The 26,011-nt window shown below is 70.3% G+C and carries 22 protein-coding genes; 8 read left to right on the top strand and 14 right to left on the bottom strand.

Going from position 1 to position 26,011, the window contains the following annotated elements; genetic code table 11:
- Positions 1–36 precede the first annotated feature (36 nt).
- The 3 genes from purU (at position 37) to ACF8ML_RS24130 (ending at position 3,482) form a co-directional block, all read left to right on the top strand.
- Complete coding sequence (gene purU, locus ACF8ML_RS24140; RefSeq protein WP_013804418.1) at positions 37–885, top strand: formyltetrahydrofolate deformylase; 849 nt, start codon at positions 37–39, stop codon at positions 883–885.
- A 19-nt stretch (positions 886–904) separates the two neighbouring features.
- Complete coding sequence (locus ACF8ML_RS24135; protein ID WP_017405258.1) at positions 905–1,828, top strand: LysR substrate-binding domain-containing protein; 924 nt, start codon at positions 905–907, stop codon at positions 1,826–1,828.
- A gap of 142 nt (positions 1,829–1,970) precedes the next feature.
- Positions 1,971–3,482 (top strand): FAD-linked oxidase C-terminal domain-containing protein, encoded by a 1,512-nt coding sequence (locus ACF8ML_RS24130; RefSeq protein WP_343739900.1) that lies wholly within the window; start codon positions 1,971–1,973, stop codon positions 3,480–3,482.
- Between the two features lie 87 nt (positions 3,483–3,569).
- On the opposite strand, the gene ACF8ML_RS24125 is transcribed toward ACF8ML_RS24130, so the two are convergent.
- A complete protein-coding gene (locus tag ACF8ML_RS24125) occupies positions 3,570–4,592 on the bottom strand; it encodes a hypothetical protein (protein ID WP_016451965.1) in 1,023 nt (340 codons plus the stop codon).
- A 119-nt stretch (positions 4,593–4,711) separates the two neighbouring features.
- On the opposite strand from ACF8ML_RS24125, the gene ACF8ML_RS24120 reads away from it, so the two are divergent.
- Positions 4,712–5,134 carry a hypothetical protein gene (locus ACF8ML_RS24120; protein WP_016446649.1) on the top strand — a complete coding sequence of 141 codons (423 nt, stop codon included), beginning with the start codon at positions 4,712–4,714 and terminating at the stop codon, positions 5,132–5,134.
- A gap of 69 nt (positions 5,135–5,203) precedes the next feature.
- Here ACF8ML_RS24120 and ACF8ML_RS24115 read toward each other — a convergent pair whose 3' ends face one another.
- The 7 genes from ACF8ML_RS24115 to ACF8ML_RS24085 form a co-directional block, all read right to left on the bottom strand.
- Positions 5,204–5,554 carry a DUF4148 domain-containing protein gene (locus tag ACF8ML_RS24115; protein WP_016446650.1) on the bottom strand — a complete coding sequence of 117 codons (351 nt, stop codon included), beginning with the start codon at positions 5,552–5,554 and terminating at the stop codon, positions 5,204–5,206.
- A gap of 186 nt (positions 5,555–5,740) precedes the next feature.
- Complete coding sequence (locus ACF8ML_RS24110) at positions 5,741–6,493, bottom strand: carbon-nitrogen hydrolase family protein (RefSeq protein WP_047326293.1); 753 nt, start codon at positions 6,491–6,493, stop codon at positions 5,741–5,743.
- On the bottom strand, positions 6,490–7,977 hold the full coding sequence (locus ACF8ML_RS24105) for a purine-cytosine permease family protein (RefSeq protein WP_392408182.1): 1,488 nt from the start codon (positions 7,975–7,977) through the stop codon (positions 6,490–6,492). Before ACF8ML_RS24105 ends, ACF8ML_RS24110 begins: the two co-directional genes overlap by 4 nt.
- A gap of 200 nt (positions 7,978–8,177) precedes the next feature.
- Positions 8,178–11,351 (bottom strand): CusA/CzcA family heavy metal efflux RND transporter, encoded by a 3,174-nt coding sequence (locus ACF8ML_RS24100; protein ID WP_392408181.1) that lies wholly within the window; start codon positions 11,349–11,351, stop codon positions 8,178–8,180.
- An 11-nt stretch (positions 11,352–11,362) separates the two neighbouring features.
- Entirely contained in the window at positions 11,363–12,736 is a 1,374-nt protein-coding gene (locus ACF8ML_RS24095) for an efflux RND transporter periplasmic adaptor subunit (protein ID WP_392408179.1), read from the bottom strand.
- Positions 12,737–12,766: 30 nt separating this feature from the next.
- Positions 12,767–14,068 carry a TolC family protein gene (locus ACF8ML_RS24090; RefSeq protein ID WP_047326297.1) on the bottom strand — a complete coding sequence of 434 codons (1,302 nt, stop codon included), beginning with the start codon at positions 14,066–14,068 and terminating at the stop codon, positions 12,767–12,769.
- A gap of 176 nt (positions 14,069–14,244) precedes the next feature.
- Complete coding sequence (locus ACF8ML_RS24085) at positions 14,245–14,655, bottom strand: hypothetical protein (RefSeq protein WP_392408178.1); 411 nt, start codon at positions 14,653–14,655, stop codon at positions 14,245–14,247.
- A 153-nt stretch (positions 14,656–14,808) separates the two neighbouring features.
- On the opposite strand from ACF8ML_RS24085, the gene ACF8ML_RS24080 reads away from it, so the two are divergent.
- The 3 genes from ACF8ML_RS24080 to ACF8ML_RS24070 are packed head-to-tail and all read left to right on the top strand — an operon-like array spanning position 14,809 to position 17,338.
- The gene (locus ACF8ML_RS24080; RefSeq protein ID WP_252653264.1) at positions 14,809–15,498 is read left to right on the top strand and encodes a heavy metal response regulator transcription factor; all 690 of its coding nucleotides are present in this window, start codon (positions 14,809–14,811) and stop codon (positions 15,496–15,498) included.
- A complete protein-coding gene (locus ACF8ML_RS24075) occupies positions 15,495–16,874 on the top strand; it encodes a heavy metal sensor histidine kinase (RefSeq protein ID WP_043789226.1) in 1,380 nt (459 codons plus the stop codon). The genes ACF8ML_RS24080 and ACF8ML_RS24075 overlap by 4 nt, the downstream gene beginning before the upstream one ends.
- 35 nt (positions 16,875–16,909) lie before the next feature.
- Entirely contained in the window at positions 16,910–17,338 is a 429-nt protein-coding gene (locus ACF8ML_RS24070; RefSeq protein WP_034363519.1) for a hypothetical protein, read from the top strand.
- A gap of 7 nt (positions 17,339–17,345) precedes the next feature.
- Here ACF8ML_RS24070 and ACF8ML_RS24065 read toward each other — a convergent pair whose 3' ends face one another.
- Genes ACF8ML_RS24065 through ACF8ML_RS24040 form a run of 6 tightly spaced genes read right to left on the bottom strand, consistent with a single transcriptional unit; the run spans position 17,346 to position 24,097 of the window.
- On the bottom strand, positions 17,346–17,783 hold the full coding sequence (locus ACF8ML_RS24065) for a PaaI family thioesterase (RefSeq protein ID WP_392408177.1): 438 nt from the start codon (positions 17,781–17,783) through the stop codon (positions 17,346–17,348).
- Positions 17,780–18,004, bottom strand: coding sequence for an acetyl-CoA carboxylase biotin carboxyl carrier protein subunit (locus ACF8ML_RS24060; protein ID WP_012203026.1), 225 nt, complete (start codon positions 18,002–18,004; stop codon positions 17,780–17,782). The genes ACF8ML_RS24065 and ACF8ML_RS24060 overlap by 4 nt, the downstream gene beginning before the upstream one ends.
- An 11-nt stretch (positions 18,005–18,015) precedes the next feature.
- Positions 18,016–19,377, bottom strand: coding sequence for an acetyl/propionyl/methylcrotonyl-CoA carboxylase subunit alpha (locus tag ACF8ML_RS24055; RefSeq protein ID WP_392408176.1), 1,362 nt, complete (start codon positions 19,375–19,377; stop codon positions 18,016–18,018).
- The gene (locus ACF8ML_RS24050; protein WP_392408175.1) at positions 19,374–21,491 is read right to left on the bottom strand and encodes an acetate--CoA ligase family protein; all 2,118 of its coding nucleotides are present in this window, start codon (positions 21,489–21,491) and stop codon (positions 19,374–19,376) included. The genes ACF8ML_RS24055 and ACF8ML_RS24050 overlap by 4 nt, the downstream gene beginning before the upstream one ends.
- Positions 21,492–21,501: 10 nt before the next feature.
- Positions 21,502–22,521, bottom strand: a complete 1,020-nt coding sequence (locus tag ACF8ML_RS24045; RefSeq protein ID WP_016451976.1) for a tripartite tricarboxylate transporter substrate binding protein — start codon at positions 22,519–22,521, stop codon at positions 21,502–21,504.
- Positions 22,522–22,549: 28 nt separating this feature from the next.
- Positions 22,550–24,097, bottom strand: a complete 1,548-nt coding sequence (locus ACF8ML_RS24040; protein WP_017406246.1) for an acyl-CoA carboxylase subunit beta — start codon at positions 24,095–24,097, stop codon at positions 22,550–22,552.
- A 222-nt stretch (positions 24,098–24,319) separates the two neighbouring features.
- Here ACF8ML_RS24040 and ACF8ML_RS24035 point away from each other — a divergent pair, with 222 nt between their 5' ends.
- The gene (locus tag ACF8ML_RS24035) at positions 24,320–26,002 is read left to right on the top strand and encodes a sigma-54 interaction domain-containing protein (RefSeq protein ID WP_392408174.1); all 1,683 of its coding nucleotides are present in this window, start codon (positions 24,320–24,322) and stop codon (positions 26,000–26,002) included.
- Positions 26,003–26,011: the final 9 nt, after the last annotated feature.

Below are 26,011 nucleotides of genomic sequence, written 5' to 3'. Positions count from 1 at the left end.
GCAGGGTCGTGTGCATGCTGCGACAATTGCGCCGCTATGACCCAAGCCTATATTCTTACCCTTTCGTGCCCCGACCGGCTCGGTCTGGTACATGCCGTCTCGGGCTTCCTGCTCGAGCAAGGCGGCAACATCGAAGAGGCCGCGCAGTATAACGACCCGGCCACCGGACTGTTCTTCATGCGCGTGCAATTTGCCTGCAACGGCTGCGATCCCGCGGCTCTGAGGGCGGCCCTGGCCGACCTGGGCGGCCAGTACCAGATGAAGTGGCGCCTGCACACCAAGGCCGAAGCCATGAAGACCGTGCTCATGGTCAGCAAGGAAGGCCACTGCCTCAACGACCTGCTGTTTCGCTGGAAGAGTGGCCTGCTGCCGGTGGACATCCGCGCCATCATCAGCAACCACCGCGAGTTCTACCAGCTGGCGGCCAGCTACAACATTCCCTTCCACCACATCCCCGTCACGGCTGCCACCAAGGCCCAGGCCGAGGCAAAACAGTTCGAGATCATCGAGGCCGAAGGCGCCGAACTCGTGGTGCTGGCGCGCTACATGCAGGTGCTGTCCAACGACCTGTGCACCAAGCTGGCCGGCCGCGCGATCAACATCCACCACAGCTTCCTGCCCAGCTTCAAGGGCGCCAAGCCCTACTACCAGGCCCATGACCGCGGCGTGAAGCTGATCGGCGCCACGGCCCACTATGTGACGGCCGACCTGGACGAAGGCCCGATCATCGAGCAGGACGTGGCCCGCGCCGACCACACCGACACCGTGGAAGACCTCACGGCCCGCGGCCGCGACACCGAGAGCCAGGTGCTGGCCCGCGCCGTCAAGTGGCACAGCGAGCACCGCGTCATCCTCAACGGCCACAAGACCGTGGTCTTCCGCTGAAGCCGGCTCCCGGCCGCCCATGGCGAACGTGACCCTTGCCGCCGGCAGCGGCTTTGCCCCGCCCGGCAGCGGCGCCCGCCGCATCCCGCCCATACAGTGCCTGCTCACTTTCGAGGCGCTGGCGCGGCTGCGCAGCGTGACGCAGACGGCCGAGGAGCTGTGCGTCACGCCCAGCGCCGTCAGCCACCGCGTGCGCCAGCTCGAGCAGATCCTGGGCACGCGGCTGTTCGGCCGCTCGGACTTTTCGCTCACCACCGAAGGCAGCGCCTACCTGTCCCACGTGCGCGAGGGCCTGGGCGCGCTGCAGCGCTTTCCGGGCGAGGTGACGGCGCCGGGCCGCCGCAGGCTCAAGCTGGCGGTCACGCCCACCTTTGCGCGCGTGATCCTGATCCCGCGCCTGCGCCAGTTCACGGAAACCTATCCCGAGATCGACATCGCCCTGCAGGTCTCCATCCCGCTGCTGGACGTGGTGGCCGAGGATGCCGACCTGATGGTGCGCTTCGGCCCCGGCCACTACGCCGACGTGGAGCACATCGAACTGGCGCGCGACGTGGTCACGCCGCTGGCCTCGCCGGCCTTCATCCGCGAGCATGGCCCCTTCGAGCAGCCCCAGGACCTGGAAGGCATGCCCCTGCTGCGCAGCCCGCTGGAGCCCTGGCGCACCTGGTTCGGCGCCACCGGCCTGGACTGGCCCGAGCCGCACGAGGGCTCGCAGTTCAACGACATCGGCCTGATGTGCGACGCGGCCTCGGCCGGCATGGGCATTGCCCTGGTGCGCCACAAGCTGGGCGCACCCTGGATGGACAACGGCACCCTGGTGCGCCTGTTCGACATGGACACGGCCAGCCCCCATGCCCACTACCTGTGCTGGCGCACCGGCACCATGGACCGCTGGGAATGCGCGGCCTTTGCTGAATGGTTGAAGAGGGCGATGGCCTGCTGAGGCGCCCACAACGGAATTCGCGGATTTCACGCGCCGTTGCAATAAACATCAGCGCAGTCCCGCTGCACAAAGACGGCGGCATCGCCTAAAGTCAGGCCCCATGACTTCCGCCAGCTCCCCAGCCAGCCCTGCCCCCGGCGCCATGGCGTCGGCCGCCGCCGATGCCGCCCACCAGCAGCCCACGGCCTCCGAACGCGCACGGCGCCAGGCCGAGGTCGTGGCCGCGCTGGCCCGCCATGTGCCCGCGCATGCCCTGCTGTGGAACGCCGAGGACACCACCCCCTATGAATGCGACGGACTCACGGCCTACCGCCAGCGCCCCCTGGTGGTCTGCCTGCCCGAGACCGAGGCCCAGGTCCAGGCCGTGCTGCGCGCCTGCCACGCCATCCAGGTGCCCGTGATCGCACGCGGCGCAGGCACCGGGCTGTCGGGCGGCGCCCTGCCCCATCCCATGGGCGTGACGCTGTCGCTGGCCAAGTTCAACAAGATCCTCCAGGTCGATGCCGCCAGCCGCACGGCCGTGGTGCAGTGCGGCGTGCGCAACCTGGCCATCAGCGAGGCTGCCGCGCCCTTCGGCCTGTACTACGCGCCCGATCCCAGCAGCCAGATCGCCTGCACCATCGGCGGCAACGTGGCCGAGAACTCGGGCGGCGTGCACTGCCTCAAGTACGGGCTGACCGTACACAACGTGCTGAAGGTGCGCGGCTTCACGGTGGAGGGCGAGCCGGTGGAGTTCGGCTCCACGGCGCTGGACACGCCGGGCTTCGACCTGCTGGCCATCCTGGTCGGCAGCGAAGGCATGCTGGCCGTGACCACCGAAGTCACCGTGCGCCTGATCCCCAAGCCCCAGCTGGCGCGCTGCATCATGGCCAGCTTCGACGACGTGCGCAAGGCCGGCGACGCCGTGGCCGCCGTGATCGCGGCCGGCATCATCCCGGCCGGGCTGGAGATGATGGACAAGCCCATGACGGCCGCCGTCGAGGACTTCGTCAAGGCCGGCTACGACCTCACGGCCGAGGCCATCCTGCTGTGCGAGAGCGACGGCACGCCCGAGGAAGTCGAGGAAGAGATCGCCCACATGAGCGAGGTGCTGCGCGGCGCCGGGGCCACGGCCATCACGGTGAGCGAAAGCGAGGCCGAGCGCCTGCGCTTCTGGAGCGGGCGCAAGAACGCCTTTCCCGCCAGCGGGCGCATCAGCCCCGACTACATGTGCATGGACTCCACCATCCCGCGCAAGCGCCTGGCCGACATCCTGCTGGCCATCCAGGAGATGGAAAAGAAATACGGCCTGCGCTGCGCCAACGTCTTCCACGCGGGCGACGGCAACCTGCACCCGCTGATCCTGTTCGATGCCAACGACCCCGACGAGCTGCACCGCTGCGAGCTGTTCGGCGCCGACATCCTGGAGACCAGCGTGGCCATGGGCGGTACGGTCACGGGCGAGCATGGCGTGGGCGTGGAAAAGCTCAACTCCATGTGCACCCAGTTCACCACGGCCGAGAACGACCAGATGTTCGCGCTCAAGGCCGCCTTCGACCCGCAGGCCCTGCTCAACCCCGGCAAGGTGATTCCCACGCTCAACCGCTGTGCCGAATACGGAAAGATGCTGGTGCGCGGCGGCCAGATCTCACACCCGGACCTGCCGAGATTCTGAGGCGTGGTGCAACCGGCGTGGTGCAACGGGCGCGGTGCAACCGGCGCCGTGCGACGTGCAACAGGCGCCGTGCAGTCCTTCCCGCCCTCAGGGCTGCTGCAGGCAGCGCGCCCACAGTCCGTCAAGCGCCCGGGCCAATGCGCCTCCCTGGCGGGGCACGGCCTGGCCCTCGCCCAGGTCTTCGACCAGGGTGTCCAGCGGCATGGCTTCGGTCAGCGTGCGCACGCCGCACTCCATGGCCAGGGCCGTGTCCAGGTAGGCCACGCGTGCGCCGGCCACGCTCCAGCGCGTGAGCTCGCGCACGCGGCCCACCTGGCCCAGCCGCAGGCGCATGGCCTCCATGCGCGCGGCCAATGAGCGGCGTATGCGCTCGCCCGCCTCGGGGCGGTCTTCCTCCAGCCGGCGCAGCGCCGCCTCCTGCTGCTCCAGGGTGCGGTCCATCGCCTGCAAGGCCGCCTCGCGGCCCAACCGGGCCTCGTCGTAGCGCGGCAGGGCCGCGCGCAGCCGCACCAGCGTCCGCTCCCGCTCGCGCGCATAGACATGCCCGGCCGCGCGCCCGGCCTGCGCACAGGCCTGGGCTGCCAGCACCAGGCGCTGCGGCGCGGCCTCGGCACTGAGGCTTTGCGGACGGAAGCTGCCGCACTCCTTCATGTCCCCCAGCACACGCAGATCCTCCAGGTGCCGCTGCCTGTGGTCGGCATCCCTTTGCGCCTCCTGCGCGTGGCGCCGCAGCATCTCCTGCCGCTGCCGCTCCAGCACGAGCAGCTCACGCCATTCGCCACGCAACCGCGCCTCGAACCGGGCCTGTTCGCTTTCGGCGGCGCGCTGCAGTGGCCCGACCTCCTGGCGCAGACTGGCCTGCAGGTAGTCGCGCACGCCTGCGCGCTCGCAGGCGTACTCGACGATGCGCCCGCCGCTGCCGTCTCCCACGCTGCGCCAGCTGCTGCGCGCGCAGGCCGACCTGTCCTGCAGCACCTGCCCTATCGACACGCCCGAGGCGGCGCCCCAGGGCGCAGCCCGCACGGTCAGCACCTCGCCATCGTCACCGCCGCAACCGCCCAGCAGCAGGGCCAGGCCCGCAGGCAGCAGCCACACTCGTTGCCAGCGCATGGGCCCTCCTGTGCTTGTGATTTCTGGTTGAGTCTTTGATGTTAACTATCAATCACATCGGATATGTGATTTTTCACAATACTCACTGCACAATCAGACTTATCCCATAGCGTGCCCGCATGCAGGATGCGAAGCAGCGGTTTGCGCAGAAATTACGTGATTCCCTGGAGGCCCGTGGCTATGAAGCCAAGCCCTCGGTGCTGGAGCGCGAATTCAACACACGCTTCTGGGGCAAGCCCATGTCGCAGCACGGCGTGCGTCTGTGGCTGCTGGGCAAGACCATGCCCAACACCAAGAAACTTGCTGCGCTGGCCGACTGGCTGCAGGTGCCGCTGGAGGAGTTCCTGCGCGCGCCGCAGCCGGCGCGCGAGGTGCGTGAGCCCAAGGGCAGCTGGTCCGCCGGCCTGGGCTACGAGGACAACGAGCTGTTCAAGATCTACCTGCGCCTTCCCGTACCCAAGCGCCGCCTGGCGCGCGACGTGATCCTGGCCATCGCACGCGCCCATGAGGCCGAGGAAGCGGAACGCGCCGCAGGCTCGTAGCCGCGCGGCGCGTCGATCATCCCCTGATACGGCTGCTGCGGGGCAGCACTGCATCGCCCCGCACGTGCATCAACCACCCATGGCACGCTGGCGTGCATCGCGCTGGGCAGGCGTTTCGTTGATCAGTTCATTGATCACTTCCTGCCGCGTCTTGCCGCCACCGGTCTGCGGTGCAGGCGCCGGGTAGACGCCGGCATTGAAGCGCGAGGTGCCGCCCTGGCGCACGGCCGCCTCGGCCTCGGCCGTCACCTGGGCGCGCGTCTTGCTGCTCTTGAAATGTTCGGGATGGACGACGGCACCCGCCTCGTTGTTGGCCGGGTGGATGTACCCGGCCGCCGATGCCATGCCCGGCAGCAGCAGCGCTGCCGATGCGACCAGGCCGGCGATCAGGGTAGCGGGGGTGAAACGGCGTTGCGACATGGTGTGTCCCTTTCAAAGAACGTTGGTGATTCGTTCTCCCCACGCCCCGCAAGGCGGAACGCCGGGGAGAGGACTCCAATGTAGAAATCACGTGCCCACACCAGCCCCACAGGATGGTGACATTGCTGTCATACAACCGACACAGATGACCGCGATGACCGAGACACTGCGGCGCCTCGGCGCTCGTCAGCCCCGGTACTGCGCCCGCGCGCGGCCGGGCGCCAGAGGGTCCAGGCGCACGTCCAGCAGGCCCTCAGCATTGCCCGCGATGCGCGCCAGCGTCTGGCCGAAGGGATCGGCGAACTGGCTGCCTCCGCTGAAAGCGTAGCTGTCGCCAGGGCCCACGCGGTTGGCCATGGCGATGTAGCACTGGTTGTCCATCGCACGCACGGGCACGGCATGGCGATGGATGTGGCCGTGGGGGTGCATCATCCCGTCCATCAGCACGATCAGGTCCACGCCCTGCGCACCCAGCGCGCGGGCCGGTGCCGCAAACTCGATGTCGAAGCAGATCAGCATTCCCAGCCGCAGGCCGCGCCATTCGCATGTGGGCCAGCGCTCACCTACCTCGAACACGCCCTGGTCCGAGTCGTAGAGCATGGTCTTGCGGTAGTGCAGCAGCACCTGCCCGTCGGCATCGATCAGCAGGCCGGCATTGAAGCGGCGGCCCAGGTCTGCTTCGGCCAGGCCGATGGCGACGGCCACGCCGGCTTGCCGCGCGGCCTCGCGCAGCGCGGTGGCCGAGGGGCCGTCCAGCGGCTCGGCCAGCTGCGCCACGTTGTCGGGCCGGGGAAATCCGCTGATGCAGGTTTCGGGAAAGACCAGCAGGTCGGCCTGCCCCGCGCTGGCCTTGATCGTCTTCAGCGTCATCGCCAGGTTGCCGGCAATGTCGCCGTCACGCAGACGGGGCTGGATGATGCGGATGCGGTGCTCCGTCATGGTGTGCGCTCCTTGGGATGCAAAGGGTGGCGGTCCTGCCGCGGCTGGCAACGGGCGGCCTCCTCGGCCTGCAGATCCAGGTTGCGGGCCAGCCCCCAGTAAAGGCTGCCGGCGACGAGAATGCCCGGCAGCCAGGCGAAGTCCACGCCGCCCAGCCGCTGCGCAGCCCAGCCGATGAAGACCGCATGGCCATCGGTGGCGTCGTGGATGTGCATGAACGGCACCATGGCTGCAAAGCCGCCCAGATAGGCGCAGATGCCGCGCCAGCCCCAGGCGCCGTAGATGCCCTGTGGCGTGAAGAAATCAGCGATGGCGTAGCGGCCCTTGCGCACCAGGAAGTAGTCCACGAGGTTGACCGCCGTCCATGGCACCAGGAAGTACAGCAGCAGCGCCAGGAAGGAGTGCAGCAGTGCCACGCCGCTGCCCTGGATGGACAGCACGCACGCGAGGATGGTGGCGCTGATGGCGGCGATGGCACCGATGCGTGCACTGCGCGTGGGGCGCAGGCCGCCCAGCGAATCCGCCGCCGTGAGCACGGTCAGCGCCGCGCTGTACGTGTTCAACGCGATGATGGGCAGGAAGGCCACAACGGCCAGCGCCGGCAGCAGCCGGTCCGCGCCCGGGAAAAGCGCCGCGCCGATCTGGCCCAGCGCCGCCAGCGCGTCGCCGGCCTGCAGCCGCTGCGCCATCCATGCGCCCAGGCCGATCATCCAGGCCCCGGACAGCGAGGCACCCAGGAAGATGGCCGCGATCAGGCGCCGGGGCGCAGTGTGGCTCGGCAGGTAGCGCGAATAGTCGGACACATAGGGCGCATAGGAGATGTTGTAGCTGGCCGCGATGGTGAACTGCGCGGCAAAGGCGCTCCATGCGAATCCTGGCAATGGCTCCGACCGACCGTGCAAGGCGGGCTCGCCCACGCCTGCCAGCAACGCCAGCGTGGCCAGCGCATACAGGGGCAGCGCCAGCACCAGCGCGCAGCGGAAGGCCCTGTGCATCACATCGTGGCCGCAGACCGCCAGCAGCGCGCCCACGGCCACGGCCACGCACGCGGTGGGCACGGGCGGCAGGCCGAACACGGCCTGCATGCCCTGCATGATGAGCGAGACGTTGACGACGTTGAACCCCGTGAACACCAGCAGCGTGGCGCACAGCGGCAGGGTGACACCGCGAAAGCCGAACTGCGCGCGCGACTGGATCATCTGCGGCAGCCCCAGCTGCGGCCCCTGCGCGCCGTGCAGCGCCATGAACAGCGTGCCGAACATGATGCCCAGCGTCCCGGCCAGGGCGCTCCAGGGCGCCGAAAGCCCCAGCGACGGGCCGACGAAGCCGATGGAAAGCGTGAAGAAGTGGAAGTTGCCAAGGAACCAGAACGGCCCCTGGTCGGCGAGCCGCGCGTGGCGCTCGCCATCGGGAATGCAGTCGATGGACCGGCTCTCCACGGCGATGCGGGCACGGCCGTGCTGTCCGCTGGCGGGGCTGTTCATGGCCTTGTCCCTCCCGTTGTCCTTGCTGTTGTGGGACGAATTCTAGGCAGGGGCTCGCAGCCGCTCCATGCCAAATGCGCGAGGTTCACATCGATGGGCAAAGATGTGTGGCCCGGGATATCCCGGGCAGGAAGAAACCCGCTGCAGCCAGGCTGCAGCGGGTTCCAAAGTGGCCGCCCGGGTGCTGCCCGGGCGCCGCGTCACACGGCAGGTGCCGGCGCGGCGGGCGCGGGGTCTGTGCCGCTGGCCTCCGACGGATCATTGCGATGCACCAGCCGGTACAGCAGCGGCAGCACCAGCAGGGTCAGCAGCGTGGATGACAGGATGCCGCCGATCACCACCGTGGCCAGCGGCCGCTGCACCTCGGCACCCGTGCCCGTGGCAATGGCCATGGGCACGAAGCCCAGCGAGGCGACCAGGGCCGTCATCAGCACGGGGCGCAGCCGGGTGAGCGCGCCTTCGGTCACGGCGTCGGGCACGCTGGCGCCCTGTTCGCGCAAGGTTCTGATCCAGGAGATCATGACCAGGCCGTTGAGCACGGCCACGCCCGACAGCGCGATGAAGCCCACCGCCGCCGAGATGGACAGCGGTATGTCGCGCAGCCACAGCGCCAGGATGCCGCCCGTGAGCGCGAACGGAATGCCCGTGAAGACCACCAGCCCGTCACGCACATTGCCGAACATGGCGAACAGCAGCACGAAGACCATGAGCAGGGCCACGGGCACGACGATCTGCAGGCGGCGCGTGGCCGACTCCAGGTTCTCGAAGGTGCCGCCCCAGCGCGTCCAGTAGCCGGGCGGCAGCGACAGGCCCTGCAGCTTCTGCTGTGCCTCGCCCACGAAGGAGCCCATGTCGCGCCCGCGCACATTGGCGCTGACCACGATGCGGCGCTTGCCGTCTTCGCGGCTGACCTGGTTGGGGCCGGGCGCGGTCTCGAACGTGGCCACGGCCGACAGCGGCACGAAGCCGATGCGCCCGTCCGCCCCGCGCGGCAGGGCGATGGGCAGGCGGCTCAGGGCCTGCAGGTCGTTGCGCACGGCGTCCGGCAGGCGCACCTGGATGTCGAAGCGCTTGTCGCCCTCGAACACCGTGCCAGCCTCGGTGCCGCCCATGGCGGTGCTGATGGCGTCCTGCACATCGCCCATGTTCAGGCCGTAGCGCGAGGCCTTTTCGCGGTCGATCTGCACGGTGAGCATGGGCAGGCCCGTGGTCTGCTCGACCTTGACCTCGGAGGCTCCCGCGATCTGCTGCAGCATGCCGGCCACGGTCTGGGCGCTTTTTTCCAGCACGGCCATGTCGTCGCCGAAGATCTTCACGGCCACGTCGCTGCGCACGCCCGAGATCAGCTCGTTGAAGCGCAGCTGGATCGGCTGGGAGAACTCGTAGTTGTTGCCCGGGATGCGGTCCACCGACGCCTGCACGGCGGCCAGCAGCTCATCGCGCGGGCGCGCCGGGTCGGGCCACTCGCTGCGGGCTTTCAGCATGATGTAGCCGTCGGAGATGTTGGGCGGCATGGGGTCGGAGGCGATCTCGGCCGTGCCGGTGCGCGCGAACACGCGGTCGATCTCGGGGAACTCCTTCTTGAGCGCCTTCTCGATCTGCATCTGCATTTGCAGCGACTGCGTGAGGCTGGTGCCGGGGATGCGCAGCGCCTGGATGGCGAAGTCCCCCTCGTTGAGGTTGGGCGCGAACTCGCTGCCCAGGCGCGTGGCCAGCAGCAGGCTCAGCGCCACGGCCACGGCGGCGGCCGTGAGCACCACGGCGGGCGCGGCCATGACGCGCGCCAGCACGGGCGCATAGCCGCGGCGCGCCCAGCCCATGAGGCGGTTTTCCTTCTCGGCCACCTTGTCGCCCATGAACAGCGCAATCGCCGCCGGGATGAAGGTGATGGACAGCAGCATGGCGCCGGCCAGCGCAATGACCACCGTGAGCGCCATGGGGTGGAACATCTTGCCCTCCACACCCGTGAGCGCGAAGATGGGCAGGTAGACCACCATGATGATGAGCTGGCCGAACAGCAGCGGGCGGCGCGCTTCCTTCGCGGCGGCGAAGACTTCATGGAAGCGTTCGCTGCGCGTCAGCGACCGTCCGCGCGCCTCCTGCGCATGGGCCAGGCGGCGCACGCAGTTCTCCACGATGACCACGGCGCCGTCGATGATGATGCCGAAGTCCAGCGCCCCCAGGCTCATGAGGTTGGCGCTGACCTTGTAGTGCACCATGCCCGTGAAGGTGAACAGCATGGACAGCGGGATGATCAGCGCCGTGATCAGCGCCGCGCGCAGGTTGCCCAGGAACAGGAAGAGGATGACCACCACCAGGGCCGCGCCCTCCACCAGGTTCTTCTTGACCGTGGCGATGGCCTTGTCCACCAGGTTGGTGCGGTCGTAGACGGTGATGGCCTTGACGCCCGGGGGCAGGCCCCGGTTGATCTCGGCCATGCGCTGGTCCACGGCGCGCGAGACGGTGCGGCTGTTCTCGCCGATCAGCATGAACACCGTGCCCAGCACCACCTCGCGGCCGTTGTCGGTGGCCGCGCCCGTGCGCAGCTCCTGGCCCAGGCCGACCTCGGCCAGGTCGCGGATGCGGATGGGCTGGCCCTGGGCCGAGCCCACGATGACCTCGCGGATGTCGGCGATGCCGCCGACCTGGCCCGGCGCGCGGATCAGGTACTGCTCGCCCTGGCGCTCGATATAGCCCGCACCCACGTTGCTGTTGTTGCGCTGCAGGGCGGTGACGATGTCGGCCAGCGTGAAGCCGTAGGCCGCCAGCTTCTCGGGCGCGGGCGCCACCAGGTACTCCTTGGCGTAGCCGCCGATGGAGTTGATCTCGGTGACGCCGGGCACGTTGCGCAGCTGCGGCTTGATGACCCAGTCCTGGATCTCGCGCAGGTCCATGGGCGTGTAGGGCGTGCCGTCGGGCTTTTTCGCACCGTCCTCGGCCTCCACGGTCCACAGGTAGATCTCGCCCAGGCCCGTGGAGATGGGGCCCAGCGTGGGCGTGATGCCCGCAGGCAGGCTGTCGCGCGCCTGCTGTATGCGCTCGCCCACCAGCTGCCGCGCGAAGTAGATGTCCGTGCCGTCCTTGAACACCACGGTGACCTGGGACAGCCCGTAGCGCGACAGCGAGCGCGTCTGCTCCAGGTGGGGCAGGCCGGCCATCACCGTCTCTATGGGATAGGTGACGCGCTGCTCGGTCTCCAGCGGCGAGTAGCCGCTGGCCTGGGTGTTGATCTGCACCTGGACATTGGTGATGTCGGGCACGGCGTCGATGGGCAGGCGCTGGTAGTTGTAGATGCCCAGGCCCGCCATGGCCAGCACGGCCAGCAGGACCAGCCAGCGCTGCTCTATGGCGAATCGGATGATGCGTTCAAACATGGACTCTCCGATCAGTGGCTGTGTTCGGCGCTGGCCTTGCCCAGCTCGGCCTTGAGCATGAAGCTGCCCTCGGCCACGTAGGATTGGCCGGGCTTGAGGCCTTCGAGCACCTCGGTGGCCTTGCCATCGCTGCGGCCCACGCGCACGGGCTGGGCGCGGAAACCGCCCTGCACGGGCACGAAGACCACGGTCTGCTGCTCCATCTTCTGCAGTGCCTGCGTGGCCACGGCCAGCGGCGCCTGCCGGGACGATGCCGTCAGCTCCACATTCACGAACAGGCCCGGGCGCCACACGCCGTCGGGGTTGGGCAGGGTGATGCGCGCGGGGGCCGTGCGCGTGTCCTGGCCGATCAGGGCGCCCACATAGGCCACCTCGCCCGTGGCCGAGGAGTCGAAGGCCGTGGCGCGCACCGTGGCCTTCTCGCCCACACGCACGGCGGGCAGGTCGGGCGCGGCCACGCGCATCTCGGCCCAGACGCTGCGCAGGTCGGAGATGGTGAAGACCTGGGTGGTGTCCTGCACGGCCTCGCCCACGGACAGGTGCTTTTCCACGATCACGCCGTCAAACGGCGCGCGCAGCTCGAAGCGGTTGAGCCCGCCTGCACCACCGCCGGCACCGGCGCCCGTGGCGGCCAGCTTCTGCTGGGCGTTGGAGACGGCGATCTCGGCCTCGCGCAGCGCCTGGCGCGCCTGCAGGTAGTCCTGCTCGGCCGAGACCTTTTCCTCCCACAGCTGCTTTTCACGCGCATAGGTGGTGCGGGCCAGCTCCAGGCGCTTGCTGGCGGCCAGCAGTTCGCTGCGCTGCTCGGAGACGGCGGCGCTGCTGAGCACGGCCAGCAGCTGGCCCTTCTTCACGTTCTGGCCCAGGTTGGCGGGAACGCTCTCGGCAATGCCGGCCACGCGCGGCACGACGTGGGCCGTGCGGTCTTCGTTGAAGCGGATCTCCCCGGGCAGCTGCAGCACGGAGCGCACGGTGGCCGGGCCGGCCTCGGCCAGGCGCACGCCGGCCGCCTGCATGCGCTGGGCGTCCATGGCGATCAGGCCTTCGTCGTCGCCATGGCCGGCTTCGGCGGCGGCTGCGGGTTTGGCGGCGGGCTTGGCCTCGGCTTTTTCCGCCTTGGAATCTTCATGGTGCTCATCGTCGGCATGGCCTTCGTCGTGCTTGTGGCCATCGGCTGCGGCTGCGGCTGCAGCGCCGTGGTGCTCGCCATCGGCATGGCCTGCGGCCTCGCTGTGGCCGTGGCCATGGCTGTCGGCCTTGGCGGCACCCGGCGGGCCGCTGCGCAGGATCAGCGTGGCGGCCAGCGCACCCACGGCCAGGATGACGGCAATGGCCACGAGGGTGCGGCGCGGTCCGAGGGGGGAGGAGGAGGGCTTGGTGTTCATGGTCTGGATGCAATCAGGTTGCTATCGGGGTCAGAGGCCGGCTTCTGTGCCGAGCAGGCGGTCGATGTCGGCGGCGGCGCGGTGCGTGGCCAGCAGCTGGTCCAGGTACTGGCTGCGCGCTTCGGACCAGGTGCGCTGCGCGTCCAGCACGTCCAGGTAGCCGAACTTGCCCAGCGCAAACCCGCGCGAGGCCAGCTCGTAGGCCGTGCGCGCCGTGGGCAGCACCTCCTCGGCCAGCTGGCGCGCCTGCTCCCGGCTGGACTGCAGCAGCTCGCGCGCCTCGAACAGCTGGGCCTGCAGTTGCACGCGCGTGGCCAGCAACTGCTCCTCGGCCTGGTCGGCCAGGCGCAGGGCCTGCAGCTGATTGCCCCGGTTGCTGTCGAGCACGGGCAGGGGCACGGAGACGCCGACCACGAGCTGGTTGCGCCCGACCTCGGTGGCGCGCTTGACGCCCAGGCTGACGGTGGGATCGGGCAGGCGCCGTGCACGCTCCAGGTCGGCCGTGGCGCGGCTTTGCTCCAGCGCCTGGCGCGCACGCAGCACGGCGGGAGCCTGTTCGATGCGCTGCTGCAGGGCTGCCAGTTCCGGCAGCTGGGGCAGCGCGTCCACGGCGCCCTCGGCCTGGCCGAAGGGGCGCACGCTCTCGCCCCACAGCGCCTGCAGCTGGCCGCGCGCCACGCGCAGGGCAGAGCGGGCCCGGGCCTGCTCCAGCAGGGCGCCGGACTCGGCCACGCGGGCCCGGGTCTCCTCCAGCGGCGCCACCTTGCCGGCCGCCACGCGCCGGGCCGCCGCCTCGCGCGCGCTGCTGGCGATCTCCAGCGTCTGCCCGGCCAGGACCACGCGCTGCTGCGCGGCCAGCACGCCGAAAAAGGCCGCGCCCACATCGGCGCGCAGCGCGGCCTCGGCCCCTGCCAGTTCGGCGCGGGCCAGGTCGCGGCCGCGCTCGGCCACGCGCATGCGGGCCTCGCGCTTGCCGCCCACTTCCAGGGTCTGGTTCAGCTGCACGGTCAGCGTGCGGGTGCTGCGGCGCGTGTCCTCCTGCGACCAGGCCAGCTCGGGATTGGGCCGGGCCTGGCTTTGCAGCACGGCCCCCTCCGTGGCGGCCAGCGCCTGGCGGGCCGCGCGCAGGCCGGGATTGCCGTCCAGCGCCAGGGCCAGTGCCTGCTGCAGGTCCAGCGGCGGGCCATCAGGAAGGGATGCGCCTGCAAAGGCGGGTGGCGCCACGGAATCGGCCGGTGGCTCGGCGGCCTGCACGACGCCACAGGCGGCCAGCGCCGCCAGCACCCACGGTGCGAAGGCTGTCCTCGACGGAAAGGACGAAGGAAAAGACATACACGGGCTCCTTGCCCGCAGCGCGGATCAGGCGTGATCGCTTGGTCGATCAGGCCCCACGCCACAGGGCGCGCACGGACGAGGGCCGCTGCGCGCGAAGGGATTTCTGGAAAATGCCGGTCCGGGGCGAAACAGGGCGATGAACGCCGAATGCCCGGCCGGCGGCTGCAGGAGCGTCAGCCCTGCCAGCGGGGCCGGTCGGGGCGCAGCAGCACGGCCGAGGCATGCCGGCGCAGCGGCTCGGCGAATTGCGCGGGCGGCGGGGCCACCGGCGCCGCCTGCCAGTGCTGTGTGGCAGCGGCCACCCAGGCGTGGCACATGGAGCAGTCCACGCTGAGCGAGGACTGCAGGCCCTGGTCGGCCTTTTGCGCAGGCGGGCCGGACTCGGCATCCGTGCCCGTGCCCGCATGGCGCTCGGCGCCCATGCCGTGCAGGCTCACGCCGTGGACATGGTGGCCGAAGTGCCGGGTCTCATGCCCTTCGTGGCGGCACAGCGCAGCGGCCGCCATCCAGGTCCACTGGAACAGCAGCGCGATCACGAGGATGGCAAGGGCGGCAAGACGGGGCCGGGTCATGGAAGAGGGCATGGCAGAAGTGCGGGATTGTCGGGCATGGCGTTTGACCCCAATCGCGACTGCCCCATGCCGGCGAGTCTAGGGCGGCGCAACGACCCGGCGCTGTCGGGCACATGACAAATTTGTCATCTCCGAAAACCCTTGCCTGCCCCGACAATGCTCGGCATGAAAGTCCTGGTCATCGAAGACGAAACCAAGCTGGCCGACTACCTCCGCAAGGGCCTGACCGAGGAGGGGTTCGTGGTCGATGTCGCGCACAACGGCATCGACGGCCTGCACCTGGCCACCGAGCTGGCCTACGACCTCATCGTGCTCGACGGCATGCTGCCCGGCATCGACGGCCTGGCCGTGCTGGCGGCGCTGCGCCAATCGCGCCAGACGCCGGTGCTGATGCTGACGGCGCGCGGCCAGGTGGAGGACCGCGTGCGCGGCCTGCAAGGCGGCGCCGACGACTACCTGGTCAAGCCCTTCGCGTTCTCCGAACTGGTGGCGCGCATGCATGTGCTGCTGCGCCGCGGCGGCGGCACGGCCCAGCCTGCGGCCGAGGCCACCACGCTGCGCATGGCCGACCTGGAGCTGGACCTGATACGCCGCCGCGCCACGCGCGCCGGCCAGCGCCTGGACCTGACGGCCAAGGAATTCAACCTGCTGAGCCTGCTGCTGCGCCGCCAGGGCGAGGTGCTGTCGCGCACCGAGCTGGCCTCCCAGGTCTGGGACATGAACTTCGACAGCGAGACCAACGTGGTCGAGGTGGCCGTGCGCCGCCTGCGCCTGAAGCTGGACCAGCCCTTCGAGCAGCCGCTGCTGCACACGGTGCGCGGCATGGGCTATGTGCTGGAGTCGCGCGCACCGTGAGCGTTGCCCCTGCCGACATTCCCCATCTGGGCCGGCGCCTGTCGCGCTGGCTGGCGCTGCAGACCATGCTGGGCCTGGGCCTGGTGTGCGCGGCCGTCTACGGGGTGGCATCGATGACGCTGGAGCAGCACCAGCACGAGACGCTGGACCTCAAGCAGCAGGCCGTGCTGCACCTGATGACCGAAAGCCGCAGCGCCCACAACGAAGCCGGGCTGGCCCACATGCTGGACGACTTTCTCACGGGCCTGGACGAGATGTCGCTGCGCATCACCGACCTGCAGGGCCGCGTGCTCTACGAACGCCTGCGCACGCCCAAGAATCCCGGCCGCACGCTGCAGCGCAGCTTCGAGGTCGTGCTGGCCGACTCCGGCCAGCAGGCCCGTGCCCAGCTCACGCTGGACCGGGCCGAAGACGACCGGCAACTGTCCCTGCTGGCCTGGACGCTGGCCCTGGCTGCCGTGGGCGGCGCCCTGCTGGTGTCGCTGACCGGCATCTGGCTGGTGCGCCTGGGCCTGGCGCCGCTGCGACAGCTGACCGAGCAGACGCGCCAGCTGTCGGCCCAGGATCTGCAGCGGCGCCTGGACGACAGCGGGCAGCCGCAGGAGCTGCGGCCGCTGATCGCACAGTTCAACGCCCTGCTGGAGCGGCTGTCCGTGGCCTACCGGCAGATGGAGGCCTTCAACGCCGATGTGGCCCATGAGCTGAACACGCCGCTGACCACGCTGATCAGCAGCTGCGAGCTGGCCCTGCGCAAGCCGCGCAGCGAGGCCGAGCTGCGCGAGGTGCTGGCTTCCAACCTGGAGGACCTGCGGCGCATGGCCGGCATCGTGGCCGACATGCTGTTTCTCTCGCAGGCCGACCGGGGCCAGGGCGCGCGCCTGGCGCCCTGGGCCAGCCTGGCCGCGCTGGCCCATGAGGTCATCGACTTCCACGAGGCCGCACTGCAGGAGGCCGACCTGCAGGTCGTCGTCCAGGGCGACGCGGCCGCCGAGGTCGATGCGCGGCTGCTGCGCCGGGCGCTGTCCAACCTGCTGGGCAATGCCACACGCTATGCACAGCGCGGCTCCACCATCACCGTGCAGATCGGCGCGCGGCCCTGTACCCACCACGGGGGCGCCGGCGATGTGGCGCTGGCGGTGCTCAACCGGGGCCCGGCCATCGATCCCGTCCACCTGCCGCGCCTGTTCGACCGCTTCTACCGCGCCGACGCCGCGCGCAGCCAGGCCGACCGCAACCATGGCCTGGGCCTGGCCATCGTGGCCGCCATCGCGCGCATGCACGGCGGGCGCTGCTTTGCCGAGTCCGAGGGCGGCTTCACGCGCATCGGCCTGGAACTGCCCGACAGCCCGAGCCCGCCGCGCGATTCCCCGGCCTGAACACAGGCACCGGAGCGGCGGCACAATGGCGCCCCATGACGCAAGACGCCCCCTCCTCCTACGCAACGCTGCTGGCCGAAGGCAATGCCCTGGTGGCCCAGGCGCAGCGGGCCGCCACCCAGGATTTCGCCCAGGCCCGGGCGCTGTGGCAGCAGGCCGGCAAGCATTTCTATCTGGCCCACAAGGCCGACCCGGAACAGGCGGAAGCCGCGTTTCGCCTGGCCCAGGCCTGGATGGCCGAAGCCCATGCGCTGCAAAAGGAAGAATCGCCGGACGCCGTGGTGATGTGGCGCAACGCCGCCGCGCAATGCGAGCTGGCGTTCGACCTGGAGCCCGAAAACGGCCGCCTGGCCATGACGGCCGCCAGCTGCCACATGTTCGGCGGCCAGCATGACGCGGCCAAGGCCTGGCAGCAGATCGGCCAGCATCTGCTGCCGCCGGCGCCCGAAGGCGACGGCGCCTGAAGCCAGGCTACAGCGCGATCAGCTTGAACACGGCCCGCGCCGTGCACACGGCCTGGCCCGCGCTGTCCAGCACATCGCCCTCGCAGAACACGGTGCGCGCGCCTGCGCGCAGCACGCGGGCCTCGATCAGCAGGTCGGTGGTGGCCGAGGCGAGGAAATGCGTGCTCATCTCGATGGTCACCACGCCCAGCCCCAGCGGGTTGGACGAGCGCGCGGCCGCGCTCAGCGTGAAGTCCAGCGCACTCATCAGCGCGCCGCCATGGCCATGCCCCCGGCTGTTGGCCAGGTGCGGGCGCATGGGCAGCCGCGTGCGCGCCAGGCCGGGTGCCAGGCTCACGGGCTCCAGGCCGATATGGGACATGAAGGGCACGTCGATGCCGAAGTAGCCGCGCGCCAGCGCGGCGGCCTCCAGGTCCGGGACGGTGGAGATTCCAACGGCGTTCATCCGATCTCCGCAATCGCCTGGCCTTCGGCCACCGGCTCGCCCACGGCCACGAGCATGCGGCGCACGACGCCTGCCACCTCGCTTTCCACGGGAATCTCCATCTTCATGGACTCCACGATGATGAGGGTGTCGCCCAGGGCGACGGTGCCGCCTTCGGCGGCTTCCACAGCGGCCACGAGGCCGGCGATGGGGCTTGTGATCATGTTCGGGGTGGTGGTCATGGGTAGGGCTTTCAAAGGTGGGCCAGCACGCGCTGGGCGATGCCGGTGTCGATGCGCAGGTCCAGGAAATCGGCGTGGCCCAGGATGCGTTCGATGAAGGGGATGTTGGTCTTCACGCCCTCGATGCGGGTCTGCGCCAGTGCCTGGCGCAGCCGTGCGATGGCCTGGGCGCGGTCGCTGCCATGGGCCACGAGCTTGGCGACCATGGGGTCGTAGAAGGGCGTGACGCTGCAGCCCTGGGCATAGCCGGTCTCCACGCGCAGGCCTTCGCCCTGGGGCATCTCGAAGCGGTCCAGGCGCCCCGGCGAGGGCAGGAAGCGCACGGGGTCTTCGGCATAGATGCGCGCCTCGATGGCATGGCCGCTGGCCACGGGCTCGGCGGGAAGCACGTCGCCCATGCGCTCGCCGGCGGCCAGGCGGATCTGGGCCTCGACGATGTCGATGCCCGTGATCTCCTCGGTCACCGCATGCTCGACCTGCAGCCGCGTGTTCATCTCCAGAAAGACAAAGCCGTGCTGCGGCGTGTAGAGCATCTCCACGGTGCCGATCACGTCATAGCCCGTGCGCGCCAGCAGGCCGGCCAGCAGTTGCCGCATGTCGGCCAGGGCCTGCGCGGGAATGCCTGCGGGGCGGGCCTCTTCCACCACCTTCTGGTGGCGGCGCTGCACCGAGCAGTCGCGCTCGAACAGCACGCGCACCTCGCCATGGCGGTCGGCCAGCACCTGGAACTCGATGTGGCGCGGCGCCTCGATCAGCTTTTCCAGGTACAGCTCGGCCGTGCCGAAGTACTTGGCGGCAATGCCGCTGGCCTTGGACCAGGCGGCCTCCAGCTGCGGTGCATCGTGCGCGGGCAGCATGCCGATGCCGCCGCCCCCGCCTGCGGGCTTGACCAGCACGGGAAAGCCGATGCGCGCCGCCTCCGCCTGCGCCTCCTGCACGCTGTGCAGCACGGCCGAGCTGGCCGCCTGCGGCATGCCCTGGGCGGCCATGAAGGCCCGCGCCTGGGTCTTGTGGCCCAGCGTGCGTATCCAGTGCGGCGAGGGGCCGATGAAGCACAGGCCCTGGCGCTGCACGGCCTCGGCGAACTCCGCGTTCTCGGAGAGAAAGCCGTAGCCCGGGTGCACGGCATCGGCCCCGGTCTCGCGCGCCACCTGCAGCAGCCGCGCCTGGTCCAGATAGCTTTGCGCGGCGGGCGCAGGGCCTATGCACACGGAATGGTCGGCCGCGCGCACATGGGGCAGGCTGGCATCGGCCTCGGAGTACACGGCCACGGATTCAAGGCCCATGCGCCGCAGCGTGCGGATCACGCGTGCGGCCACGGCGCCCCGGTTGGCGACCAGCACGCGGCGGATGGGGTGCGGGGCGCCGCTCATGCCGCCTCCGAGGAGACCGCTGGCGCGGCGGCCACGGCCACCACCGCATCGACGATGACCGGCGCCTGTGCGCCGCGCGCCACGAGCACGGGATTGGCATCGACCGACTGCACGCGCCCGCCCTGGGCCAGCATCCAGTCGCCCAGCCGCACCATCATGGCGGCCACGGCGTCCAGCTCCACGGCCGGCATGCCGCGCACGGCCGCAAAGGCCGGGGCGATGGACAGGCGCGCAAGGGCATCCAGCGCCTGCCGCGCACTGAAGGGGGCGACAAGGAACTGCACGTCCCTGAGCGCCTCCACCAGCACGCCGCCCTGGCCGACCATGACCACCACGCCGAACTCGGCATCGACATGGGCACCCAGCGCCAGCTCGAAGTCGGCCCTGTGCTGGGCGCCCAGCAGCAGGCCGCCATCGGCCACGCCCAGGCGGGCCAGCGTGGCGGCGAAGTCGCCAAAGGCCTGCAGCGCCTGCTCCGCATCGCGGATGTTGAGCCGCACCAGGCCATGCTCGGACTTGTGCGAGAGATCGGCGGACACGCCCTTGGCCACCAGGGGCCGTGGCAGGGACTCGATGGCGGCGCGCACCTCGTCCTCGCTCCTGCAGACCAGATGGCGCATCACCGGCAGGCCGGCGAGGGCCAGCTCGGACAGGCTGGAGGGCTCGTCCAGCGTAACCAGCGTAAGGGAGCGGGAGGCCGCCACCGGCACCGATGCCTCGGCAGACGGCACCTGTGCCTGCCTGCCGCCGGCCTGTTCGGCCAGCAGCGCCAGGCCGCGCATGGCGGCGCGTTCGCTCCAGAAGGTGGGCACGCCCTGGTCCTGGAAGGCCTGGGCCACCCAGTCCTGGTTGACGCTGACCGCAATGGGCACGCCGGTGTCGCGCGCAAAGCGGCTGGCCTGGCCCGCGAAGTCGGCAAAGTCATAGCCCTCGCCGCCGATCGGGAAGCCAACGTGCACCAGATCGGCGGCACCGCTGCCCGACAAGGCCCGCAGCGTGTCGCCAAAGGTCTGCGGCCTGCCCAGCAGGGCCGTGGTCATGTCGATGGGATTGCGCGCCGTGACATAGGACGGCAGGGCCTGGGACAGGCCGTCCAGCGTGGCGGCATCGAACGGCTCCAGGGCCAGGCCGTATTCCTCGGCCGCGTCGGCCGACAGCACGCAGGTGGCGCCCGAATTGCTGATGCTGACCACGCGGCGACCGCGCGGCGCGGGCTGGGACAGGAACAGCGGCGCGTAGTCGATCAGCTCGCGGAAGTCGGCCAGGCGCGGTATGCCGTGCTGGCGCAGGAAGGCATCGGCCAGCGCGTCCTCGGCCGCCAGCGCGCCCGTGTGCGAGCTGGCCGTGGCCTGGCCTGCGCGCGTGCGGCCGGCCTTCACGGCCAGGATGGTGACGCCGCGCGCATGGGCCAGGCGCGCAGCCTCGGCCAGCCAGGCGCTTTGCCGCAGCGTCTCGATGTAGAGCACGACCAGGCGGATGCCTTCGTCCTCGACCACGGCGCGCACGGCCTCGGCTGCGCAGACATCGGCCTCGTTGCCCGTGGACAGCATGTAGCGCACGCCGATGCCCGCGCGGCGCAGGCCGCCGTAGAGAATGGCCGCGCCCGCACCGCTCTGGCTGACGATGGCCACGGGGCCGTCGGCCGGCGCGTTCTCGTTGATCATGGTCGAGAAGTTGAGGATGGCGCCCGTGGCGAAGTTGGCCACGCCCTGGCAATTGGGGCCGAACAGGCGCAGCCCGCCGCCTGGCGCCCGGCGCGCCCGCGCCACCAGGTCGGCCTGCTGCCGGCGGCCTTCCTCGCCCAGCTCCGCAAAGCCCGAGGAATAGATCACGGCCAGGCGCGCGCCCACGGCCACGCAGTCGTCGATGGCGGCGGCCACGTCCTCGCCGGGCAGGCTGATGACCACGGCGTCGGGCGCCTCGGGCAGCGCGCGCAGCGAGGGGTAGGCGGCCAGGCCCTGGACCTCGGCGCGCTTGGGATTGACGGGCAGGATGCGGCCTGCGAAACCATGGCGCCGCAGGTAGTCGATGGGCCGGCCACCGGCCTTGATGGGGTTGTCGGAGGCGCCGAGGATGGCGACCGAGCGGGGGTTCAGTGCTTGCAACAGAGACATGCGTACCTCATCAATCCAAAGACAAGGCTTCGCGCTGGATGACTTGGCCCCAGTCGGCCACTTCCTTGGCGATGCGCTGGCCGAACGGCGCGGGCGGCATCATCACGGGCTCGCCCTGGCTGCTGAGCACGGCGCGGATGCGTGCGTCCTGCAGCACGCCCCTGGAGGCCTCGTAGAGCCGGTTGACGATGGCCGGCGGCGTGCCCGCGGGCGCCAGCAGGCCGGCCCAGAAGGTGACGTCGAAATCGGCATAGCCGGCCTCGGCCATGGTGGGCACCTCGGGCAGCTGCTGCATGCGCCGGGGCGCGGTGACGGCCAGTGCCACGAGCTTGCCGCTGGCGATGTGGGGCAGCGCGCTCCAGGTGTCGAACTGCGTGTCCAGCTCGCCGCTGAGCACGGCCATCTGCGCCTGCGATGCGCTCTTGTAGGGCACATGCGTGGTCTTCACGCCCGTGCGGTTGCTCCAGGCCGCATAGGCCAGGTGGGCGATGTTGCCGGGGCCGGCAGAGCCGTAGCTGAGCTTGTCGGGATGGCCCTTGGCGAAGGCGATCACATCCTTGGCCGAGCGGATCTGGTGCTTCTGCGCCCACTCGGGGTTGACGGTGAGGATGAAGGGCGCATCCAGCACCATGGTGATGGGCGCGAAGTCCTTGGCGCGGTAGGTGATCTTCTTGTAGATCTGGGGGTTGATGGTGATGCTGCTGGAGTTGGTGACCAGCAGGGTGTAGCCGTCGGGCGCGGCGCGCGCCACCTCGCCCACGCCGATGGCGCCGTTGGCGCCGGGCTTGTTCTCCACCACCACGGGCTGGCCCAGCGACTTGCTCAGCGGCTCGGACAGCGCACGTGCAATGGTGTCGGTGAACGAGCCTGCAGGAAAGCCTACCACGATGCGCACGGGGCGCGTGGGCCACTTGTCCTCCTGGGGGGCCTGGGCCTGGGCCGCCGTCGCGGCGCAGATGGTCAGGCACGGCGCCAGGCACAGGGCCAGGGCGGTGCGGCGCGAGGGCGCGCGCGGTTGTCTGGTTGCCATTGCTTTGTCTCCTTGGGTTTTTATGCGTTCAGGGCCGCAGGCCGAACTGCGGCGCTCCGGCCTCGCGCAGCGGCGCGGCCAGTTCCACGAATTCGCTGAGCAGGGCGCGCGTGTCGCGCGGATCGATCACCTCGTCGATGCCGAAGGCCTCGGCCGTGCGGAAGGGCGAGGTCAGGCTGCGCACGCGCTGCTCGATCTCGGCGCGCTTTTGCACGGGGTCGTCGGCGCCTTCGATCTCGGCCTTGTAGGCCACCTCCAGCCCGCCCTCGATGGGCAGCGAGCCCCAGTTGGCCGAGGGCCAGGCATAGCGGAAGTTGAAGCGGCCCATGTGCTGGTGGCCCGCCGCCGCCACGCCGTAGGCGCGGCGGATGAGGATGCTGCACCAGGGCACGGTGGCCTGGTAGACGGCGGCCAGGGCGCGCACGCCGTAGCGCATGACGCCGGCCTTCTCGGCCTCCACGCCGATCTGGAAGCCCGCGATGTCCACCAGGTTGACCACGGGCAGGTGGAAGGTCTGGGCCATGTCCACGAAGCGCGTGAACTTCTCGGCCGAGGGGCCGTCCCAGCCGCCGCCGTAGAAGTACGGGTCGCTGGCCACCACGGCCACGGGCCAGCCGTCGATGCGCGCCAGCCCGGTGACGATGGCCCGGCCCCAGTGGCGGCCCGTCTCCAGGAAGGAGCCCTCATCGACCAGGCATTCGACGATGGGCCGGATCTTGTAGACCTTGCGGCCATCACGCGGAATGGCCGACAGCAGCCATTCGTCGCGCCGCCGCGGATCGTCCTGCGGCGCGGTGCGCGCAGGCAGCTCGTACACCGACGATGGCAGGTAGGACAGGAAGCGGCGCACGCGCTCGAAGGCCTCCTGCTCGGTGGCCACCTCGTCATCGACCACGCCGTTGCGCGTGTGCACCTGGCTGCCGCCCAGCTCGTTCTTGGTCACGTTCTGGCCGATGCGCGCCACCACGGGCGGGCCGGCATTGAACAGCTGGGCGGTCTCCCTGACCATCACCGAGTAATGGCTGGAGGCCACGCGCGCCGCGCCCATGCCGGCCACCGAGCCCAGGGCCAGCGAGACCACGGGCACGGTGGACAGGTTCTGCACCACCTGGCTCCAGACCTTCATGGTGGGCACGCTGGTGTAGCCCTTGGTCTCGATATTGCGCACCGAGCCGCCGCCGCCCGTGCCGTCCACCAGGCGCACCATGGGCAGGCGCAGGTCGTGCGCCATCTTCTCGGCAAAGATCAGCTTGTCGCCCACGGCGCCGTCGTTGGCGCCGCCGCGCACCGTGAAATCGTCGCCCACCACGACCACGGGCCGCCCGCCCACGCGCGCCCGGCCCATGATGAGGTTGGAGGGCGTGAAGTCCGTCAGCCGGCCCAGGCCGTCGTACTGGCCCGAGCCGGTGAGCGAGCCCACCTCCACGAAGGACTGCGCGTCCGTGCAGGCATCGATGCGCTCGCGCACCGTGAGCTTGCCCGCGGCCTTGTGCCGCGCCACCTTGTCCTCTCCGCCCAGTTTGGCCGCCAGTGCGCGGCGGTATGCGATCTCGTCCACTTCGGGTTGCCAGCTCATGTCGTCGTGTCTCCTTGTGCCTGTAGAGATGCACAAGGCGTGCCAGAACGCAGCGCGTTGAATTCAAAGGATTTTTTCCACAGTCGACCTGCGTGTGTCCACATCAAGGACAACCTCGAAGACACGGGTTGGGTACTGTCTTCAATGGAGACACCACGGGGACAGACCCGTGGCCTGCGCGCCGCTAGAGTGCGTTCACCCCAGCCACTGCCCGCCATGCCCATGTCCAGCTCCCCCGACCACCGATTCGGCGTTCTCGTCTGGCGACGCGACTCGCCCGAGCCCGTGGCGCGGCTGGGCCTGGCGCAGGAGCCGCTGCTGCATGCAGCCGTCACCGAGGCCCTGGCCCGCGCGCACGGCGACGGGCACAACCCCATCGGGCATGGCCAGCTGCTGCACGTGGAAACACCGGGCCCGCGCGGCACGGTGGCCCGCCATGTGGCCGTGGTGCTGGCCGATGCCGAGGGCGAGGTCGCCCTGCTGCGCCCGGCCGACGAGGCGGCGGCGCTGTTCGACATGGTGGCCAGCGTGCCCTTCGCCTTCGCCATCCTCAACATGTTCCTGACCAACCCGTACCAGGCGATCACGGTGGCCGACCATGAAGGGCTGATGCGCTACATCAGCCCCGTGCACGAGAAGTTCTTCGGCCTGGCGCCCGGCACGGCCGCAGGCCGGCGCGCCGAGGACGTGATCCCCAACTCGCGCCTGCCCCACGTGGTGCGCAGCGGCCGGGCCGAGATCGGCGACCTGCAGCAGCTGGGGCCGGGCGTGAGCCGCATCGTCAACCGCATGCCGGTCTACGAGGGCGGCGCCGTGGTGGGCGCCGTGGGCCAGGTCAGCTTCAGCGGCGTGGAGGCGCTCAACCGCATGCAGCAGCGCCTGAACCAGCTGCATGACGAGGTGCAGCACTACAAGCGCGAACTGAGCCAGTTGCGCGGCGGCACGCCCACGGCGCAGATGGTGGGCGCCAGCGCCCCCATGCAAAGGCTGGCCCGCGAGATCGACGCCGTGGCGCGGCTGGACGTGCCCGTGCTCATCCTGGGCGAGAGCGGCAGCGGCAAGGAGCTGGTGGCCCAGGCCCTGCATGCGCGCGGGCGCGATGCCGACGCGCCCCTGGTCAGCCTCAACCTCGCGGCCCTGCCGGCCACGCTGATCGAGTCCGAGCTGTTCGGCTACGAGGCCGGCGCCTTCACGGGCGGGCGCCGGCAGGGCCAGCCAGGCAAGCTGGAGCAGGCCGAGGGCGGCACGCTCTTCCTCGACGAGGTGGCCGACATTCCCATGGAGATCCAGGTCAAGCTGCTGCGCGTGCTGGAGGACCGCCAGGTGCAGCGCCTGGGCGCGCACAGCGGCCGGCAGGTGAACTTCCGCATCGTGGCCGCCACGCACCGCGACCTGCGCGGCCTCATCGACAGCGGGCGCTTCCGGCTGGACCTGTTCTACCGCCTCAGCGGCGTGGTGCTGCATGTGCCGGCCCTGCGCCAGCGCCTGGAGGACATCCCGGCCCTGGTGCAGCGCTTTGCCCAGTCGTTCTGCGAGCGCAACGGCATTGCGCTGCCCCGCATCGCGCCCGGTGTCATGCCCTACCTGGCCCGCCAGGCCTGGCCCGGCAATGTGCGCCAGCTGCGCCAGCGCGTGGAAGAGGCCCTGGTGTTCTGCGACGGCCACCTGCTGGGCGTGGACAACTTCGCGCGCCACGAGGACCCGCTGGCCGGCGCACGGCCTTCGCCCGTTGCCGAGCCCGGCCTGCCCGCCACCGGCGCCGTGGCCCCGCTCAAGGACCAGGAGCGCAACGCCATCCTCGACGCCATTGCACGCTGCGGCGGCAACAAGAAGCTGGCCGCGCAGGAGCTGGGCATCTCGCGCTCCTATCTGTACAAGGTGCTGGGCGCGGCAAACCAGGGCTGATCCCTGCGG

This window comes from Delftia sp. WSY_10, from assembly GCF_043104705.1.
Lineage (GTDB): Bacteria > Pseudomonadota > Gammaproteobacteria > Burkholderiales > Burkholderiaceae_C > Comamonas > Comamonas tsuruhatensis.
The sequence above is the reverse complement of the archived record's forward strand: the minus strand, read 5'-3'. Positions and strand labels throughout refer to the sequence as shown.

Bases quoted from the DNA above. Each gene is read 5' to 3' on its own strand.
- purU (WP_013804418.1), top strand. From the start codon at position 37: ATGACCCAAGCCTATATTCTTACCCTTTCGTGCCCCGACCGGCTCGGT.
- ACF8ML_RS24135 (WP_017405258.1), top strand. From the start codon at position 905: ATGGCGAACGTGACCCTTGCCGCCGGCAGCGGCTTTGCCCCGCCCGGC.
- ACF8ML_RS24130 (WP_343739900.1), top strand. From the start codon at position 1,971: ATGGCGTCGGCCGCCGCCGATGCCGCCCACCAGCAGCCCACGGCCTCC.
- ACF8ML_RS24125 (WP_016451965.1), bottom strand. From the start codon at position 4,592: ATGCGCTGGCAACGAGTGTGGCTGCTGCCTGCGGGCCTGGCCCTGCTG.
- ACF8ML_RS24120 (WP_016446649.1), top strand. From the start codon at position 4,712: ATGCAGGATGCGAAGCAGCGGTTTGCGCAGAAATTACGTGATTCCCTG.
- ACF8ML_RS24115 (WP_016446650.1), bottom strand. From the start codon at position 5,554: ATGTCGCAACGCCGTTTCACCCCCGCTACCCTGATCGCCGGCCTGGTC.
- ACF8ML_RS24110 (WP_047326293.1), bottom strand. From the start codon at position 6,493: ATGACGGAGCACCGCATCCGCATCATCCAGCCCCGTCTGCGTGACGGC.
- ACF8ML_RS24105 (WP_392408182.1), bottom strand. From the start codon at position 7,977: ATGAACAGCCCCGCCAGCGGACAGCACGGCCGTGCCCGCATCGCCGTG.
- ACF8ML_RS24100 (WP_392408181.1), bottom strand. From the start codon at position 11,351: ATGTTTGAACGCATCATCCGATTCGCCATAGAGCAGCGCTGGCTGGTC.
- ACF8ML_RS24095 (WP_392408179.1), bottom strand. From the start codon at position 12,736: ATGAACACCAAGCCCTCCTCCTCCCCCCTCGGACCGCGCCGCACCCTC.
- ACF8ML_RS24090 (WP_047326297.1), bottom strand. From the start codon at position 14,068: ATGTCTTTTCCTTCGTCCTTTCCGTCGAGGACAGCCTTCGCACCGTGG.
- ACF8ML_RS24085 (WP_392408178.1), bottom strand. From the start codon at position 14,655: ATGCCCTCTTCCATGACCCGGCCCCGTCTTGCCGCCCTTGCCATCCTC.
- ACF8ML_RS24080 (WP_252653264.1), top strand. From the start codon at position 14,809: ATGAAAGTCCTGGTCATCGAAGACGAAACCAAGCTGGCCGACTACCTC.
- ACF8ML_RS24070 (WP_034363519.1), top strand. From the start codon at position 16,910: ATGACGCAAGACGCCCCCTCCTCCTACGCAACGCTGCTGGCCGAAGGC.
- ACF8ML_RS24065 (WP_392408177.1), bottom strand. From the start codon at position 17,783: ATGAACGCCGTTGGAATCTCCACCGTCCCGGACCTGGAGGCCGCCGCG.
- ACF8ML_RS24060 (WP_012203026.1), bottom strand. From the start codon at position 18,004: ATGACCACCACCCCGAACATGATCACAAGCCCCATCGCCGGCCTCGTG.
- ACF8ML_RS24055 (WP_392408176.1), bottom strand. From the start codon at position 19,377: ATGAGCGGCGCCCCGCACCCCATCCGCCGCGTGCTGGTCGCCAACCGG.
- ACF8ML_RS24050 (WP_392408175.1), bottom strand. From the start codon at position 21,491: ATGTCTCTGTTGCAAGCACTGAACCCCCGCTCGGTCGCCATCCTCGGC.
- ACF8ML_RS24045 (WP_016451976.1), bottom strand. From the start codon at position 22,521: ATGGCAACCAGACAACCGCGCGCGCCCTCGCGCCGCACCGCCCTGGCC.
- ACF8ML_RS24040 (WP_017406246.1), bottom strand. From the start codon at position 24,097: ATGAGCTGGCAACCCGAAGTGGACGAGATCGCATACCGCCGCGCACTG.
- ACF8ML_RS24035 (WP_392408174.1), top strand. From the start codon at position 24,320: ATGTCCAGCTCCCCCGACCACCGATTCGGCGTTCTCGTCTGGCGACGC.